General features: G+C 62.5%; 14 protein-coding genes. 6 read left to right on the top strand and 8 right to left on the bottom strand.

The genetic code is table 11. The features are described from left to right. Positions 1-16: 16 nt before the first annotated feature. Together FH061_RS02110 and FH061_RS02115 are read right to left on the bottom strand one after the other, a co-directional pair. Positions 17-1,096, bottom strand: a complete 1,080-nt coding sequence (locus FH061_RS02110) for a porin (RefSeq protein WP_151632470.1) — start codon at positions 1,094-1,096, stop codon at positions 17-19. 399 nt (positions 1,097-1,495) lie between these two features. Beyond that, positions 1,496-2,473, bottom strand: coding sequence for a Tim44 domain-containing protein (locus FH061_RS02115; RefSeq protein ID WP_151632472.1), 978 nt, complete (start codon positions 2,471-2,473; stop codon positions 1,496-1,498). 225 nt (positions 2,474-2,698) lie between these two features. Between FH061_RS02115 and ku the strand changes: the two genes are divergently transcribed. Continuing rightward, on the top strand, positions 2,699-3,586 hold the full coding sequence (ku, locus tag FH061_RS02120) for a non-homologous end joining protein Ku (RefSeq protein WP_151632474.1): 888 nt from the start codon (positions 2,699-2,701) through the stop codon (positions 3,584-3,586). Between the two features lie 100 nt (positions 3,587-3,686). Further along, positions 3,687-6,269, top strand: coding sequence for a DNA ligase D (gene ligD / locus FH061_RS02125; RefSeq protein WP_151632476.1), 2,583 nt, complete (start codon positions 3,687-3,689; stop codon positions 6,267-6,269). Here the strand turns inward: ligD and FH061_RS02130 are convergent. Continuing rightward, positions 6,256-6,675: a DUF1294 domain-containing protein gene (locus FH061_RS02130; RefSeq protein ID WP_225984445.1), complete on the bottom strand. Its 420-nt coding sequence runs from the start codon at positions 6,673-6,675 to the stop codon at positions 6,256-6,258. The genes ligD and FH061_RS02130 overlap by 14 nt on opposite strands. Positions 6,676-6,726: 51 nt before the next feature. Next, complete coding sequence (locus FH061_RS02135; protein WP_192804869.1) at positions 6,727-7,341, bottom strand: TetR/AcrR family transcriptional regulator; 615 nt, start codon at positions 7,339-7,341, stop codon at positions 6,727-6,729. Positions 7,342-7,476: 135 nt separating this feature from the next. Between FH061_RS02135 and FH061_RS02140 the strand changes: the two genes are divergently transcribed. After that, entirely contained in the window at positions 7,477-8,295 is an 819-nt protein-coding gene (locus FH061_RS02140) for a metal-dependent hydrolase (RefSeq protein WP_151632977.1), read from the top strand. An 85-nt stretch (positions 8,296-8,380) separates the two neighbouring features. Here FH061_RS02140 and FH061_RS02145 read toward each other — a convergent pair whose 3' ends face one another. Then, positions 8,381-8,689 (bottom strand): YkvA family protein, encoded by a 309-nt coding sequence (locus tag FH061_RS02145; protein ID WP_151632478.1) that lies wholly within the window; start codon positions 8,687-8,689, stop codon positions 8,381-8,383. A 115-nt stretch (positions 8,690-8,804) separates the two neighbouring features. Then, the gene (locus tag FH061_RS02150) at positions 8,805-9,716 is read right to left on the bottom strand and encodes a DMT family transporter (RefSeq protein ID WP_151632480.1); all 912 of its coding nucleotides are present in this window, start codon (positions 9,714-9,716) and stop codon (positions 8,805-8,807) included. A 175-nt stretch (positions 9,717-9,891) separates the two neighbouring features. Here FH061_RS02150 and FH061_RS02155 point away from each other — a divergent pair, with 175 nt between their 5' ends. The 3 genes from FH061_RS02155 to FH061_RS02165 all read left to right on the top strand — a co-directional run bounded on the left by FH061_RS02155 (position 9,892) and on the right by FH061_RS02165 (position 11,971). Continuing rightward, positions 9,892-10,392 (top strand): hemerythrin domain-containing protein, encoded by a 501-nt coding sequence (locus FH061_RS02155; protein WP_151632482.1) that lies wholly within the window; start codon positions 9,892-9,894, stop codon positions 10,390-10,392. A gap of 54 nt (positions 10,393-10,446) precedes the next feature. Next, positions 10,447-10,776, top strand: a complete 330-nt coding sequence (locus FH061_RS02160) for a hypothetical protein (protein WP_151632484.1) — start codon at positions 10,447-10,449, stop codon at positions 10,774-10,776. A 79-nt stretch (positions 10,777-10,855) separates the two neighbouring features. Beyond that, a complete protein-coding gene (locus FH061_RS02165; protein WP_151632979.1) occupies positions 10,856-11,971 on the top strand; it encodes a PQQ-dependent sugar dehydrogenase in 1,116 nt (371 codons plus the stop codon). 46 nt (positions 11,972-12,017) lie between these two features. On the opposite strand, the gene cphA is transcribed toward FH061_RS02165, so the two are convergent. Next, on the bottom strand, positions 12,018-14,585 hold the full coding sequence (gene cphA / locus FH061_RS02170) for a cyanophycin synthetase (protein WP_151632486.1): 2,568 nt from the start codon (positions 14,583-14,585) through the stop codon (positions 12,018-12,020). A 109-nt stretch (positions 14,586-14,694) separates the two neighbouring features. Then, positions 14,695-16,860: a cyanophycin synthetase gene (locus FH061_RS02175; RefSeq protein ID WP_151632488.1), complete on the bottom strand. Its 2,166-nt coding sequence runs from the start codon at positions 16,858-16,860 to the stop codon at positions 14,695-14,697. Positions 16,861-17,066 lie beyond the last annotated feature (206 nt).

Below are 17,066 nucleotides of genomic sequence, written 5' to 3' on the forward strand. Positions count from 1 at the left end.
TGTCGAACTGGGAAATTTAGAACTTGTGGCGCAGGCCGATGCCGTAGCTGGTCGCGCGTGACGCGCCGGTGATCTTGTCGTTCATCGCCACGGTGTAGAGGTCGGTACGCTTAGAGAACGGATAGTCGTAGCCGATCGAATAGGTGTCGCGCTCACGCTCGGCGCCGCCGATCAGCGAGCCGGCACGCCTGGTATGCGCATAGCTGAACAGCACCGACCCCGGCCCCACCGGCGCGGAGGCGCCGACGCTGTAGACCTTGTCGGTCAGCTCGGCGGCGGTCGCGGTGTCGTCCTTGTTGCGCTGGTAGGTCGCGAACAGCTTGACCACTTCGAAGTTGTAGCTGGCGCCGAGGAAGTAAGCCTTCTGGCGATTGATCGCGGCGATCGGCGCCGTCGTGTCGATGATCGCGCCCGGATTGGGGTTGGCGATCTGGATGTCGTGGTAGAACGCCGACGCGGCGAACGGGCCGCTGAAATACAGCGCATTGACGCCGATGTTGTTGCGGCCTGTCGAGCCCGCCACTTCGCCGAACTGGTAATGCACGTTGGCGGTCAAGCCGCCCAGCTTCGGCGTGGTATAGATGATCTGGTTGCTCCAGCCGGTGTCGCCGGCATTGGAAGCGGTCCAGGTACGCGCGCCAAAAGCGCCCGAAGGCACATTCATGTGCACCACGAGGGGCGAGAAATTGAAGGAGTCGCCGTAGGGATTGAACAGCACGGTGGGCAGGAAGTTGGGTGCCAGTCCGCGGCCCAGCTGGATCTTGCCGAAGCCGCCCGCAATGCCGACATTGGCGTCGCGCGAAAACAGGTTGTCGCCGCCAAAGCGCCCGCTTTCACCCGTATCGGCACGGTAGAAACCGGTCAGCGCAAATTCCGCACGCAGACCGCCGCCGAGGTCTTCCATGCCCTTGAAACCGAACCAGGAAGTCGTCATGCCTCCGCTGCCGACCACGGCGCGGCGGCCGGCATCGCCGCTGTACTTCAGCGATCCGGCGAAGCTGTCGACCAAACCGCCGACCGTGACATTGCTCTGGGCAAGGCTGCCTCCGGCTGTCATGCAGGCGATCAGTCCCATTGCTACTTGCGCTTTTTTCATTTCTGTCCTTCGATGATGGATGATGATCTGTTGCGCTGGCTTCAGCTTCACAGCGCGATAACACGTGCGTGGCCTCGCACGTCCATCGGAACGGATCATGAAGGCAACGACATTCTTTCCGTTCAGCAAATCCCGTGCCTGCATTGAACACGTATTTAGTACGCTTTTTTTGTACACAAAAATGCTTGGGAAGCTGAGCTGCGCCCGTTCATGGTGCGGCTGCGAGCGAGGTGATGCGCTCGCGCACCAAAACGGCGCTTGGGCGGGTTGCGGCTACGCGGGGACTGGAAATGAAAAAAGGGCCGGTTTCCCGGCCCTTTCAAGAAGGTAGCGAAGATATCCGTCGCTATGCGGTCATGCAGGTTCTCCGGCCGATGTTCCGGCCGAAGAACCGCGGCATTACGCCACCTGCTGGATACCAGCCAGCACCCAGCCGCCTGTGCCGGTCGCCGGCTTGGACAGGTTCCAGATTTCGGTGAACGGCTCGGCAGGCGCATTGTCCGCTTCACGGATCATGCCGCTGAACTTCACGCTGGCAAGGTAATCGCCGCCCACGGTTTCAATACCCAGCATGTCGGCATCGAGCGAAACCACATCCGTATGGTTGGACGAGGCGCCGCGTTCCTGCAACTGCATCTTCAGCTCCGCATACATCTCTGGCGATGTGAATTCGCGCAGGTCATTGATGTCGCCCTTGTCCCATGCCGCCTGCAGGCGGATGAAATAGGTCTTCGCATGGCGCAGGAAACCGGCCGTGTCGAAGTCGGCGGGAATGCTCGACTGCGGTACGTCGCTCACTGCGGCTGCCGCTGCCGAGCTTGCCGACGCCGCATTCAGCGGCGACTGCAGGGCCGACGGTTGCACCGGCTCGATGCGCGATCCGATTTCAAGCGTGGCAACACGTGCCATGCCTGTGTTCGAAGCCGCGCCCGCATAGGCCGGCTGCATGCCGCTGCCTGCCTGTGCCGCGCCGTTGCGCTTGCGCATCACCATGCGGTAGATGAAGAACGCCGCGCCGGCCAGCAGGGCAATCATCAGCATGGTGCTGATCGCGCTGGCGAGCGCGCCGCCGAGACCGAAGTGAGACAGCAATGCGCCCAGACCCAGGCCGAGCAGGGCGCCGCCGAGAATGCCCTTCCAAGGGCTGGAAGGCTTGGCTGCCGCCGCTGCCGCGCCAGGTGCGGCAGCGGCAGGCGCAGCCTGCGATGCTGCGGGTGCGGCCTGGTTCTGCGCGGGCGTTGTCGACTGACGGTTGTATGTCTGCGACGACTGCTTGCCAACGGAATTGCCGCTGCCAAGACGTTTGGCCTGGGCTTCGGATACCACGATCGACAACGCACTGACGGCAATCAGCGCGGTGGCCAAGAATTTTTTCATGTTTCCTCCGGAAGTTAGTCATTGTGCGAAGGCCGGGAGCATTCCAGACCCTTCACAACGCGAGCCATGTTACGCGAGCCTGCCTAACATAAAAAGCGAATTAATAGAGATTCTTTCTTCGTCTAAAGCTGAATATTGCAAAATAATTAACGGATAGAACTCGGCATGGCGGCTCATGTCGAACCATTAACATTTCAAACGAACATTGCTCTGAAAGGATTTTTCATGGCCCGTGTCATGTGGAAAGGCGCCATCAGCTTCGGGCTGCTGCATGCGCCGGTATCACTGTATCCCGCAACCCAGCAGGACGAGATCGACTTCGACTGGCTGCGCAAGGATACCCTGCAGGCGGTCGGCTACAAGCGTGTGGTCAAGGAAACCGGCGAGGAAGTCGACAAGGACGACATCATCAAGGCCGTCAAGTACGAAGGCCAGTACGTCGTGCTGTCGGACGAGGAAATCAAGGCGGCCAACGTCAAGTCCACCCACACCATCGATATTGTCGGCTTCACGGAGGCGGAAGACGTCAATTTCCTTTTCTTTGAAACGCCTTACTACCTTGCCCCGACCAAGGGCGGCGAAAAGGTCTATGCACTGCTGCGCGAAGCGCTGCTGAAGAAGAAAAAGATCGGCGTGGCGCTGGTGGTGATGCACAACAAGCAGCATCTGGCGGCGCTGATCGCGACGCCGCAGGCCATCGTGATGAATACGCTGCGCTGGGCCACCGAGGTGCGCGGCGTGGAACAGCTGGATTTGCCTGAGGAAGGCTTGAAAGGCGTCGACATCAAGCCCAAGGAATTGACGATGGCGACCCAGCTGATTGACAGCATGACTGAAGAATGGAATCCGACGCAGTATCGCGACACCTTCCGCGACGACATTCTTGCAATGGTGAAAAAGAAGTTCGACGAAGGCTTGGCGGAACAGGTGACCGAGGTGAAGATCGACCTGCCGGAGGCAACCGATCAGGAAACCGACCTGACCGAGCTGCTGCGCCAGAGCCTGCAGGGCACTGCTCACCGCACGCGTCGGACATCCGCGCCTGGCAAGGTGCCTCTGCCGGCGGCGCGCAAGCCTGCCGCCCGCGCCAGGACATCGAAGCAGGTGCACTGACCGCAGATTGGTTCTCACCAGCGCCTGAAGCGGCCGCGATCCCGTAGCGATATCGCCGGCTCCTTCCCGCCACCGCCAGCCGTGTTATTGCGAGGATGCCATGCCCGACAAACTGTCCACCTACCATGCCAAGCGCAACTTCCGGATCACGCCGGAGCCCGAAGGCGAAGTGTCTCCGTCCGGCGAACGCCTTCGCTTCGTGGTGCAGAAGCATGATGCGCGGCATCTGCACTACGATTTCCGGCTGGAGATCGACGGTACGCTGAAAAGCTGGGCGATACCGAAAGGCCCGAGTCTGGATCCGGCCGACAAGCGTCTCGCCGTGCATGTCGAAGACCATCCTCTGGGCTACATCGATTTCGAAGGCGACATACCGGCACATCAGTATGGCGCGGGACATGTCGAGGTCTGGGATATCGGCCACTGGGAACCGGTGGGCGATCCGGTGCGCGGCTACCAGGCCGGCAAGCTGAAATTCCGCCTCGACGGCGAGAAGCTGGGGGGCGGCTGGACATTGCTGCGCACCCGGCTCAAGGGCAGCGGCGGCAAGGAACAATGGCTGCTGATCAAGGAAAGGGATGAGATCGCGCGGCCGGCGCAGGAATATGACATCACGGAAGCGCTGCCGGATAGCGTGTTGCACGATGCCCGGCCAGGCAAAGGCAAGCGGCGCGCCACGAATGATGCCCATCTGCAAAGCAAGCCCGCCGCCAAGGCCGATGGCGCACCGCTGCGGAAAGAACGCAAGCCGCGTGCGACCGCCAGAGGGAAGTCACCCATGCCGGATTTCATTGCTCCCCAGCTGGCGACCCTGGTCGATGAAGTGCCGCAGGATGGCGAATGGCAGTATGAAATCAAGTATGACGGCTACCGCCTGCTGGCCCGCATCGACGGCGACGATGTCAGGCTGCTCACGCGCGACGGCAAGGACTGGACCGCGCGCATGCCGCAGCATGCGAAAGCGCTGCGTTCGCTCGGACTGGAAAGTGCATGGCTGGATGGCGAGATCGTGGTGCTCGACAAGCAGGGTGTTCCTTCATTCCAGCTGCTGCAGAATGCCTTCGACAAGAAGAATCAGACGCCGATCGTCTACTTCCTGTTCGACCTGCTGTATCTGAACGGACATGACATGCGCGGCATGCCGCTGCGCGACCGGCGTTCGCTGCTGGCCGACGTGATGACGCGCGCGCCGGCGGAGCTGCTGCGTTTCAGCGAACCGATGGCGCAGCCGCCGCGGCAATTGCTCGACAGCGCCTGCCAGCTGTCGATGGAAGGCATCATCGGCAAGCTGGTCGATTCAACGTATGCCGGCAAGCGCAGTCCCACCTGGATCAAGCTGAAATGCCGTCGCCGGCAGGAGTTCGTGATTGCCGGATACACCGAGCCGCAGGGCGCGAGGAAATACTTCGGTGCGTTGCTGCTCGGCGTCTACGACGGCGGCAAGCTGCGTTATGCCGGCCGCGTGGGCACCGGTTTCGATCGTGAAGTGCTGGCTGCGACCTACAAGCGCCTGCGCTCGCTCGAACAGGACGAACGGCCCTTCGATCACATGCCGCCCGGCGTGCGACGCGCCGAGACGCACTGGATCAGGCCGACACTGATCGCGGAAGTGTCCTTCGCCGAATGGACCGATATCGGCCTGGTGCGCCAGGCGGTATTCCATGGCCTGCGCGAAGACAAGGCGGCGCGCGAGATCCGGCGCGAGGAAGCCGCCAGCGTGCAGGTGCATCAACATCAACCGAAAGCCGGAAAGCGATCCGGAGGCGCCGGTGCGACGGCGCGCATCGAAGGCGTCGCCATCAGCCATCCCGACCGCGTCATCGATGCGGAAAGCGGCGCCACCAAGCTGGACGTCGCGCTTTACTACCAGCGCGTCGCGCCCTACCTGCTGCCATTCCTGCACGAGCGGCCGGTGTATCTGCTGCGCTGTCCGGAAGGCATCGCAGGCGAGCATTTTTTCCAGAAGCACATCAACAGACTTGCCATTGCCGGCATCCGCAAGCTCGATCCGTCCCTGGATCCGGGGCATGCTCCCCTGATGGCAATCGATGACGCGCACGCACTCGCCGGCGCGGCGCAGATGGGCTCGATCGAACTCCATACCTGCAGTGCGACCGCCGACCGCATCGAGCGGCCGGACTGCATGGTCTTCGACCTCGACCCCGATCCTGCGCTGCCCTGGTCGAAAGTCGTCGAAGGCGCACGCCTGATCTGCGTGATGCTCGACGAACTCGGCCTGACCAGCTTTCTGAAGACCAGCGGCGGCAAGGGCCTGCATCTCGTGGTGCCGCTGTCACGCCGGCATTCATGGGACGACGTGACCGCGTTTTCGCAGGCGGTTGCCGAACACCTGGCACGCACGCTGCCCAAGCTGTTCAGCGCCAGGATGGGCGGGCAGAACCGGGTGGGCAGGATCTTCATCGACTATATGCGCAACCGGCGCCATGCCAGTACGGTTGCGCCCTATTCCCTGCGGGCGCGGCCGGGCATGGGAGTCGCCGTGCCGATAGGCTGGGAAGAGCTGGATGGCATCGCGGGTGCGGCTGCATGGACGATACGCACCTTGCCGGACAGGCTGGAGACGATGAAGAATGACCCCTGGCAGGACTACTTCAAGACGCGCCAGAACCTGACCGCGGCGATGAAGGACAAGCTCGGCATCGGAAAGATCAGGAAGAAGTGAGCGGCGTGGGTCTCGTGTAGAAAAACCAGCCCAGCATGGCGCAGTTCGCCAGCACGGTCAGCAGGAAAACCGCCTGGAAGGAAGGCTCCCGGGATTTGTGGCGCAGGAGCTTCTGCGCCAGCAGCGCACCGGGCCAGCCGCCGATCAGCGCGAGCAGATGCAGGGTTTTCTCCGGAGTGCGCCAGCGGCCATGATGTGCCGCCGACTTGTCGATCGCATACACCGTAAAGGCGCTGATGCTGAATATGCCGTATGCCGCAGCCACGACCGGCGGCAGGCAGGCATGCCATGTCGCGCCGGCAAGGCAAGCCGCAAACAGCGCGGCGAGCCACAAAGGTGCTTTGCTTTCCCCGCGCCCCATGGCGGCGGGCCGGCGGGGAATTGCGGCGGTGCTTTTTTTCTTCACGATAGCGTGGAATCGGAGTGGCGAGATAGGCAGTATCGGCGCCTGAGCGGCTTATTCCCGGGTTACCGCGTAAACCAGCTCGATCGCCGGCGCGGTCAGCATGCGCAGATCGCCCAGCCTGTCCTGCTCGATCGCCTGCAAAATCAGTTCATTGATGCCGCCGACAACCGCCATCGCCATGTCGGCAGAAAGCGGCGTGCGGCGCCTTGGTGCGGAAGCATGCTCGTTGATGACCTTGAGCATGAATGCAGCAATCTCTTCATTTACCTGCCTGCGGGCCGCCAGTCCGCCCGGACCGAGTCCGAGAATCTCGATGAACAGCGTGCGCATCAGGACAGGGTTTTGCGCCAGGCAATCGAAGTAAGCCGTCATGGCGCTTTCCACCTGTTCATGCCAGTCGCGCGACGGATCGATCGCATTGCGCAGCACATCGAGCGCGTTATGGCTGGCGGCGGTGTACAAGGCAATCAGGCAGTCGCCCTTGGTATTGAAATATTCATAAAAGGTACGTCTGGATACGGCGGCTTCGCGCACGATGTCGGCAATCGTGGTGGCCGCATAGCCCTTGGCCGCCACGGCTTGAGCCATGCCCTCGAGGAGGCGGTGGCGATGGGTGTGCGGCGCGTGCTGCTGTTCTGCTGGCGATGATATTGATGCAAAGCTCATCTTGATTCTTATGCTCGAAAAGTTCCTGACCGGAAATTGACAGCCATTGGTACTTGACAGTACCAAGCTCCTGTTCCACCATGATGGTAACGGTACTTTTTAGTACCGAGTCAACTATTTTTCTGGAGCCTGATGATGACCGAGCTCGTCGTACGCCGACTGCTGATCGACCTGGAGACGCCATTCGCCCGCCACTGGTGCGGTGGCGATGCATTCCGTACCGCATTGTTCAATGCCTTGTCGATGAGCTTTCCCGTGGGCGAACAGTTCTTCATCGACTCGGTGCGCAATGGTTTCAAGGCGCTGCCTGCCGACCAGAAGGAACGCTTCAAGCGCGAGGTGCAAGGATTCGTCGGGCAGGAGGCCACGCATCGCCGCATTCACGCGCTGTTCAACGGGCATCTGGAAAAGCAGGGGCTCGTCAACGCCTGGGGGCCGCGTGCCTTGAAGCGTCTGAAGCTGATGGACGGCGCCGATCCCCGCCATTGGCTGGCGATCACCGCAGCCAATGAACACTTCACTGCGATCTTTGCCGAATGGATGCTGAGCAATCACGACCGCCTCGACGGCAGCGAACCCCGTCTGAAGACCATGTGGTTGTGGCACAGCGCGGAAGAGTCGGAACACAAGAGCACGGCATTCGATCTGTACCAGGCACTTGGCGGCTCCCATGCTTGGCGGATCACCTGGTTCCGGAGGATTACCTTGATTTTCCTTGGCGACACATTGCGGCAGACGGTCGACAATCTGCGTCGCGACGGCACCTTATGGAAATGGAGTACATGGAGGAGCGCCGGGGAATATCTGTTCGGCAAGCGCGGGCTGATCCGGCAGAGCTACAAGCCGTGGAAGGAATATTTGCGTCGCGATTTCCATCCCAGCCAGCAGGAAAGCAATCTGTCGCGGCAATGGCTGGAAGACAATGCGCAGGAATACACGCCGGTTGGCGCATAAAGCCATTGCCTGCGGGAGGCTGACATGAAAACAGGTCCTGTGCGGCAAAGCGCCGCGTCAGGACCTGTTGCATTTGTGAATCGCGTCAGCTACGGGAGCCGGCGCGCGAGCGCGACATCAGCCTGTCGGCCGCGGCATGCGCCTGCTGCAGCACAGGGGCGGGCATCATGCGCAGCAATGCCGGAATGCCAAGCGCCAGTATCGCCACGTCGTCGGTCAGGCCAAGCAGCGCCAGCCAGTCCGGCAACAAGTCAATCGGACTGATCACATAGAATCCCAGCATCAGCGCGGCAATCTTGAAGACCGCGGGTGTCTCGGGATTGCGGCAGGCATACCACAACACCAGAATTTCACGACCCATGGTGCGGAACAGGCGACCCAAACGTAAGAACATGGCAACACTCCATTAGGCAAGGCACGTGAATCGTACCAGTCAGCTTAGGTCGCTTGCTGCGGGAAAAGTGCCATAGAAACTCGCCTGCATACCGATGCACTGCGTTTATCGCGCATCAGGACGCCGGCCGGCGCGGTGCGACATTGACCATCACCACACCCACCATCACCAGCGCCGCACCGGCGACAAAACGCGGGTCAAGCGGATCGCGCAGCAGCAGCACGCCGAAAGCCACGCCGAACAGGGGTGTCAGGAAGGAAAACACCGACAGTCGCGACGCAAGATAATTGCGCAGCATCCAGAACCAGACAAGATAGCTGAGGAAGGCCACGATGATCGACTGGAAGACCAGGCTGCTCCATGCAACGCCTGTCATCTCGATGCCATGACCTTGGCCGGCCGCCAGGCCAATGGCGACAAGAATCACTCCACAGGCGCCAAGCTGGTAGAACAGGGTGGTGGCGGGTGGCGCTTCCGACAGGTTCGAGCGCCGGATCAGCACGGTGGTGGCTGCCCAGAAGACGCCTCCCAGCACACCGAGCGCATCGCCGATCAGCATATGAGTCCAATCCTGTCCTTGCACCGCGAAGCCGTTGGAAAACGCGACGGCGATGCCGGCAAAGGCAGCGAAAATTCCACACCATTGCATTCTGCCAAGCCGCTCCCCCGCGATCAGCCAGTGCAGGCCCAGCACGGTGAAGATCGGCGCGGTATAGAGAAACACGGAGATATGGGACGCGGTCGTGTACTGCAGGCCGACGGCGATGCATAAAAATTCGAGCGCGAACAGCACGCCCGCGCCCAGTCCGGGTGCGAGGGTTCCGTCGCTGAAGGAAAGCTTGCTGCCGCGAACAACCATCAGCAGGTAAACCAGGGCCGCGGCCACGACCGAGCGCAGACCGATCTGCATGACCGGTCCCATGTACGGTGCGGCAAGCTTGACGGCCACCTGCTGCAATCCCCACAGCACGCAGAGCGTCAGCATCACGGCGACGGCGAAGGCGTCGAGAGGTTTTCTGGCGGCCATTATTATCCTTGTAGCGAAGCGATCCGCTATTTTAAGCGCGGCAATTTTTTCGCGTATGCCACCACTTTTTGCCATCGGTGTGTTTGCGAATCATCACGTTTGCATGGACAGTCCTGAACCTGTGACATCACAGTTTCTCTAAGCTTGTCAGTTAAACATTCCGGAGCACAAGACCATGAGTGATCAAGCAACCGATGCCGTACAAATGCTGATTTCCCAGCACAGGGAAATGGAAGCCATGCTGAAGCAGGTGAAAGAATCGGAAGATTCGCAAAGGAAATCCCTGTTTGCGGCGGCCGCCGACAAACTCACCATGCATATCAAGTCCGAGGAAGAGATTTTCTACCCGGCAGTCCATCGCGCCCGCACCGAAGACGACCTGCTGGAATCGCTGGAGGAGCATTTGTCGCTGAAGCGCCTGCTGGCCGACCTGCTGGACATGGATCCGACGGACAAGGCCTTCGAGGCGAAATTCAAGGTGCTCAAGGAGCAGGCCGAGCACCATCATGAGGAAGAAGAGGAAAAGCTGTTTCCCGCCGTGCTGAAAATGATCGATGAAGAGCAGCGCAAGACGCTCGGCGGCCAGATGCTGGCGCTCCAGGAGGAGCTTGCCATGCAAAGCAAGCCGCGCGTCGAAGTCAAGAACGAGACCGCATCCGCCGCGCCGCTGCCCTGAGATGGTGGCCTTGCCGTCACGCCTTCCATTCACGCCGCAGCCGAGGAGATGACCATGATCCGACATCCGATTGCAACGCTGGCCGCCATGTGTGCCATGCTTGGCTGCCTCGGCGTTTCCCACGCCCAGACCGGGAGCGGCAGAGCCGATCCGTCGATCCGGACGCCGTCCGATCCCGGCATGCAGAACTTGCCGGACAAATCAATGAAGGCGCCGTCGAATTCCGGTATTGTCGTCGTGCCGCCGAAAACCGCGTCCGACGCCATGGTGACCACGCCGTCGCGACGGGTCGATCCGAAGATCGATGACGCGACTCCGGACATCGACAAGAAGAACGCCGAGAAGTCCAAGGGGAAAGATGCGAAGCCGAAGCAAGCGCCTTGACGAGCGTGGCCCGCATCCCGGCGGCTGATCCTGACGGACATGTTCATAAGGGGAATTCATGAAAACCACAAGCCCGGCGATGCCGGCATCGCTTTGTGCCGGACTGCTCCTGCTGACCTGCAGCGCCGCCAGCCTTGCACAGGCGTCGAAACTGCAGACCGAAGTCGTTGCGCGCGGACTCGAACATCCGTGGGGACTGGCCTTTATCGACAATGGCCGCATGCTGGTCACGGAACGCTCCGGACGCATGCGCGTCGTGCAGGCGGACGGCAAGCTCGGCGCTCCTCTCGCCGGCCTGCCGAAGATCGATGCGGGCGGGCAGGGCGGCTTGCTGGATGTGCAGGCCGACAGCGATTTCGCACGCAACCGCATGGTCTATTTCTGCTATTCCGAACCGGCGCAGCGCGGCTCCGGCAATTCCACGGCACTGGCGGCGGCAAGACTGTCGGCCGATGCGTCCCGCCTGGAACAGGTCAAGGTGCTGTTCAGCCAGAAGCCCAAATACAGCAGCGATGCGCATTTCGGTTGCCGCATCGTCGAAACGAAGGATGGCAAGCTGTTCCTGACCTTGGGCGACCGCTACCACCGCAAGGCCGATGCGCAGAAGCTGGACAACCATCACGGCAAGGTCATCCGCATCAACAAGGACGGCTCCGTGCCGAAGGACAATCCCTTTGTCGGCAAGTCGGGCGCGCTGCCCGAAATCTGGAGCTACGGCCATCGCAATTCGCAGGGCGCGACACTGGGGCCGGACGGCAAGGTCTGGACGCATGAACACGGCGCGCAGGGCGGCGATGAAGTGAATGTTCCGCAAGCCGGCGGGAATTACGGCTGGCCGGTCATCAGCTGGGGGCAGGATTACGGCGGAGGCAAGATCGGCGAAGGCCTGACCGAGAAGGAAGGCATGGAGCAGCCGGTCTATTACTGGACACCATCGATTGCCCCATCCGGCATGACTTTCCTGCGCAGCGACCGTTACGGCAAGGACTGGCAGGGCAGCCTGTTCGTCGGCGCGCTGAAGTTCCAGTACCTGGCGCGGCTGGAGGTGCAGGGCGGCAAGGTGGTGAAGGAAGAGAAGCTGCTGCAGGATCTGAAGCAGCGGATCCGCGATGTAAGGGAAGGCCCGGACGGCCTGCTCTACCTGCTGACCGATCATGACGACGGCCAGCTGATCCGGCTGCGCCCGGGCGCCTGATCGCGCGGTGATGAGCGGCGTGCCTGGCACGCCGCTGGTTGCAGCCTTACTTCGCGGCGCGTTCGCCGATATAGGCCAGCGCCTCGTCGACCTGGTCGATCAGGATCAGGCACAAGTCGCCTTCCGACAGATCCTTCAGCGCCGCATCGATGGCAACGAACTCGCCGCGCACTTCCTGGACCGCCTTCGCACGCTTCGCATTGACCAGTCCCTGGCGCAGCAGGGCAATCACTTCACCGTCCTCGCGGCCGCGCTGGCACTGGTCTTCGTACAGGACCACGCTGTCGAAGGCGTCACCGAGGATTTCGGTCTGGCGGACGATATCGATGTCGCGCCGGTCGCCCGCGCCGCTGATGACCACCGAGCGCCGCTTGGCGGGCATGGTGTCGATGGCATTGACCAGCGCCTGGATCGCATCCGGGTTGTGCCCGTAGTCGGCGATCAGGGTGGCACCGTTGTACGAGAACAGGTTGAAGCGTCCGGGAGCGCTCTGCGCATCGCTGACGAAAGACTTCAGGCCCGCTTCGACCACTTTCCAGTCCAGTCCCAGGGCCCAGGCGGCGCCGATGGCGGCCATCGCATTGTCGACCTGGAAGCCGATGGAGCCGTTGCGGGTTACCGGAATATTGGCCAGCGGGATGCGGTGGAGACGCTTGCCTTCGGCGGCGACGATCGCATCGCCGTCGACATAGACGACGCGACGGCCCTGTGCGCGGTGCGTGGTCATCACGGGATGATGCACGTCCTTGGCGAAATAGGTGACCGCACCCGGGCAGACGGCCGCCATGCCGGCGACCATGGGATCGGCCGCATTGAGCACGGCCATGCCGCTGGGCGCCACGTTCTGCACGATCACGCGCTTGACCACCGCCAGGTCTTCGACCGTGGTGATGAAGTTCAGGCCGAGATGGTCGCCGGCGCCGATGTTGGTGACGACCGCGACATTGCAGCGGTCGAAGCCGAGGCCTTCGCGCAGCACGCCCCCGCGGGCGGTCTCGAACACGGCGGCATCGACATCCGGATGCATCAGCACGTTGCGCGCGCTGCGCGGGCCGCTGCAGTCGCCGGTGTCGATGCGCTGGTCGCCGATGTAGACGCCGTCGGTGCCGGTCATGCCGACACGGTATTTGTTTTCGGAAAGGATGTGCGCGGTCAGCTTGACGGTGGTGGTCTTGCCGTTGGTGCCGGCTACCGCCACCACCGGGATGCGGCCGTCGTCGCCGTCCTTGAACATGGTTGAAATGATCGCTTCGCCCACCGGGCGGCCCTTGCCGAACGAGGGCTGCAGGTGCATGCGCAGGCCGGGCGCGGCATTGACTTCGACGATGCCGCCGCCCTGCTCCTCCAGCGGCTTGATGACGGTTTCGCAGACCACGTCGACGCCGCAGATGTCGAGGCCGACCATCTGCGCCGCCTCGACCGCGCGCGCCGCCATGTCGGGATGCACGTCTTCGGTGACGTCGGTGGCGGTGCCGCCGGTGGACAGGTTGGCATTGTTGCGCAAGACGATCAGCTGGCCGTTCGGCGGCACGCTGTCGGTGGTGTAGCCCTGCTTGGCGAGCGTGGCGCGGGCGATGTCGTCAACGCGGATCTTGGTCAGCGAAGTGGCATGGCCGTCGCCGCGGCGCGGGTCCTTGTTGACCTGCTCGATAAGCTGGCCAATGGTGTGCTTGCCGTCGCCGGTGACCTGCGGCGGCGCGCGGCGCGCGGCGGCGACGAGCTGGTCGCCGACCACCAGCAGACGGAAGTCGTGGCCGGTGATGTAGCGCTCGACGATGACGTCGGTGCTGATCGCGAATGCGACATTGAAAGCGGCGAGCACTTCCTCGCGGGTGCGGATGTTGACCGCCACGCCCTTGCCCTGGTTGCCGTCGCGCGGCTTGACCACGACCGGGCCGTCGATCTCGCAGGCGGCCTTCCAGGCATCTTCCGCATCCGTGACAGAGCGGCCGTTCGGCACCGGCACGCCGGCCGCATGCAGCAGCATCTTGGTCAGTTCCTTGTCCTGCGCGATGGATTCGGCGATCGCGCTGGTGCGGCTGGTTTCGGCGGCCTGGATGCGGCGCTGGCGGCTGCCCCAGCCGAACTGCACCATGCTGCCTTCGGTCAGCCGGCGGTAGGGAATGCCGCGGGCCACCGCGGCCTGCACGATGGAGCCGGTGCTGGGTCCGAGCCGGATATCTTCATCGAGCTCCCGCAGGCGGGCCAATGCGCCGTCGAGGTCGAAAGGCTTGTCTTCCACCGCGCTGCGGCAAAGTTCTTCGGCCAGTTCGAAGGCAAGCCGGCCGACTTCTTCCTCGGTGTATTCGACGATAACCTGGTAAGTCCCGCTCTCGACCGTCTGCACTGCGCGGCTGAAAGTCACCGGACAGCCGGCCTGCGCCTGCAGGCACAGGGCCGCGGCTTCCAGCGCATGCGCCATCGACAGCGGATGTCCCGGGTCGGTGGTTTCCTGGAACTTGAGTTCGGGGAAGCGCGCGCGCAGCTGCGGTTCGAACTTTGGCAGCGCCGAGATGTTGCGCTCGGTCTCATCGCACGATACGACCGCTTCAATCGACGTATGCCGACTCCACAAGTTGGGCCCGCGCAATGCGCGGAGTCGCGAAATTTCCATCAGTATGTTCCTTGGTTGCCCGGCCCGCGGCATGGCGGCCGGGCGTTGTCCTGCTTTTTTCATTTTGCTTTGCGCCACGCCGGCATCCGGCGTGGCGCGCAAGCGTTGCTCAGGCGCTGTAGTCGAAGGTTTCCACGCCGGCCAGAATCACGTCCGACGCGATGCCCAGTGCCCAGCCGGCACCGACCGCGGCCAGGATGTTCTCGACCACGTAGCCGCGTTGGTCGAGATTCCCGATGCCAAGGCCGGCAATCCTCATCAGCAGGGTTTCATGCGCGCCATTGGCCAGAACGATTTCGCCATCGCGCACGAATACCGCGCGTCCGCCCTGCGCGCGGTGCTGCGCAACGGCATCAACGTCGGGTGAAATGCTGAAGAAGATCACGCTGCCGTCGCACAGCTCCGCCATCTCGGCGACACGGGGATCGGCGCCGTTCAGGACGGCGACGCCTTCAGGCAGCACGATGTCGACCTGGGTGCGGGCCACCTTGAACATCTGGTCCGCGTCGTCGATATACAGCTCCGGCAGGCTGGCCTGGGGATCGATATTGGTGACCACGCCGACCTGGCAGCGGTCATAGGCGATGCCCTCGGTCAGGATGGAACGGTAGCCGGCTTCCAGCACGGCGGCTTCGACCGCGCGGTTCATCAGCACGCGATGCGCGGATTTCCAGTTGGCGCTGTCGCTCTTGTCCATTCGCCGCTGCGAAAGGAACAGGCCGTCGCTGCTGGCAACCGCCACATTGAGTCCGTGCAGCCTGATCAGGCTGCCGATCAGGCGGGCGACCATGGTCTTGCCGCGGCTGCCGGTAACGCCGACGATGGGAATGCGGCCGTTTTCCTTCTCGGGGAACAGATGATCGACGATGGCACTGCCCACGGGGCGCGGCTTGCCGCTGGCGGGCTTCAGGTGCATTAGCAGGCCGGGGCCGGCATTGACTTCGACAATCGCGCCGCCCTGTTCTTCCAGCGGACGGGAGATGTCTTCGGCAACCAGGTCGACGCCGGCGATATCGAGGCCGACGATGCGCGCCGCCAAGGCCGCCGCAGCGGCGACGCGGGGATGCACTTCATCGGTGATGTCGAAGGCGACATTGCCGTGGCGCTGGATCAGCACCGTCTTGCCGGCGGGCGGCACCGAGTCCGGTCCGAGGCCCTGGCGCTCCAGCACCAGCAGGACGGTCGGATCTTCCTCGTAGGTAATCAGGTTGAGCGGAAATTCCTCGCTCTCGCCGCGGCGCGGATCGGTATTGAGTTGCGAATTGATCAACTGCGTGACGTTCGACACCCCATCGCCGACCACGGTCGCCAGCTCGCCCTTGGCGGCGGCCACCATCTTGCCGCCAACCACCAGCAGCCGATGCTCGTTGCCGCGGATGAAACGTTCGACGATTACGCCGCTGCCTTCCTGCTCGGCCAGCTTGTAGGCCGCCTCGACTTCCTCGCGGGTATTGAGGTCGGTGGACACGCCGCGTCCATGGTTGCCGTCGGAAGGCTTGACCACGACCGGAGTGCCGACTTCTTCCGCCGCGTCCCAGGCCTCTTCGATGCCGTCCACGAGGCGGCCTTCGGGAATCGGCACGCCGCAGGAAGACAGCAGGCTCTTGGTCAGGTCCTTGTCGCTTGAAATGCTCTCGGCGATCGCGCTGGTCTGGTCGGTTTCCGCGGTCCAGATGCGGCGCGAGCGGCTGCCGTAGCCGAGTTGCACGAGGTTGCCTTCATTGAGCCGCAGCGAGGGAATGCCGCGATCGATGGCGGCATCGACGATATTGGCGGTGCTGGGACCGAGCGCCACCGATTCGGCCAGTTCGGTCAGGCTCTTGACCGTTGCCTCGACGTCATAGGGCTTGTCCTCGATGGCCGCCATCACCAGGTCGCGCGATGCGACCAGCGCCGCACGGCTGACTTCCTCGTAGCGGGCACGCACGGTGAGCTTGTAGACACCGCGCTTCGACGTTTCGCGGGCCTTGCCGAAACCGGTCTGGACGCCTGCCAGGTTCTGCAGCTCGATCATCACGTGTTCCATGATGTGCGCCGGCCAGGTGCCTTCGCGCAGGCGCTGCAGGAAGCCGCCGCGCTCGCCGATGCCGCAGCGATGCTCGATCAGGCCGGGCAGCCAGGCGGTCAGGCGCTCGTAGAATCCGGGTATGGTATTGGAAGGCGCATCTTCCAGGTCACCGATGTCGACCCATGCCTCGATCACCGGACGATAAGTCCATATATTCGGGCCGCGCAGAGACATCACATTGATGATCTCAATGGTTTTGTTGTTCATTTAATACGAGAGGCTTAAGGGTAAAGGCCGTTGGTTTCCGAGGATCTTTTAAATTGTCTCTTGTTGGCCGGTGTATGGATAACGCATCAAAAGGTCGATAGTTTACTGAAAGCGCAAAAAAATTATCCGACAGAATCCGCTCCTGCCGAACAACATTATCGCCTCTCGGTATACTTGGCGCCACATTAGTGCATCGACCGCACCGC

It is taken from the genome of Noviherbaspirillum aerium (assembly GCF_008929045.1).
Taxonomy (GTDB): domain Bacteria; phylum Pseudomonadota; class Gammaproteobacteria; order Burkholderiales; family Burkholderiaceae_D; genus Noviherbaspirillum; species Noviherbaspirillum aerium.

Bases quoted from the DNA above. Each gene is read 5' to 3' on its own strand.
- FH061_RS02115 (WP_151632472.1), bottom strand. From the start codon at position 2,473: ATGAAAAAATTCTTGGCCACCGCGCTGATTGCCGTCAGTGCGTTGTCG.
- ku (WP_151632474.1), top strand. From the start codon at position 2,699: ATGGCCCGTGTCATGTGGAAAGGCGCCATCAGCTTCGGGCTGCTGCAT.
- FH061_RS02150 (WP_151632480.1), bottom strand. From the start codon at position 9,716: ATGGCCGCCAGAAAACCTCTCGACGCCTTCGCCGTCGCCGTGATGCTG.
- ligD (WP_151632476.1), top strand. From the start codon at position 3,687: ATGCCCGACAAACTGTCCACCTACCATGCCAAGCGCAACTTCCGGATC.
- FH061_RS02175 (WP_151632488.1), bottom strand. From the start codon at position 16,860: ATGAACAACAAAACCATTGAGATCATCAATGTGATGTCTCTGCGCGGC.
- FH061_RS02135 (WP_192804869.1), bottom strand. From the start codon at position 7,341: ATGAGCTTTGCATCAATATCATCGCCAGCAGAACAGCAGCACGCGCCG.
- FH061_RS02160 (WP_151632484.1), top strand. From the start codon at position 10,447: ATGATCCGACATCCGATTGCAACGCTGGCCGCCATGTGTGCCATGCTT.
- FH061_RS02110 (WP_151632470.1), bottom strand. From the start codon at position 1,096: ATGAAAAAAGCGCAAGTAGCAATGGGACTGATCGCCTGCATGACAGCC.
- cphA (WP_151632486.1), bottom strand. From the start codon at position 14,585: ATGGAAATTTCGCGACTCCGCGCATTGCGCGGGCCCAACTTGTGGAGT.
- FH061_RS02155 (WP_151632482.1), top strand. From the start codon at position 9,892: ATGAGTGATCAAGCAACCGATGCCGTACAAATGCTGATTTCCCAGCAC.
- FH061_RS02165 (WP_151632979.1), top strand. From the start codon at position 10,856: ATGCCGGCATCGCTTTGTGCCGGACTGCTCCTGCTGACCTGCAGCGCC.
- FH061_RS02140 (WP_151632977.1), top strand. From the start codon at position 7,477: ATGACCGAGCTCGTCGTACGCCGACTGCTGATCGACCTGGAGACGCCA.
- FH061_RS02145 (WP_151632478.1), bottom strand. From the start codon at position 8,689: ATGTTCTTACGTTTGGGTCGCCTGTTCCGCACCATGGGTCGTGAAATT.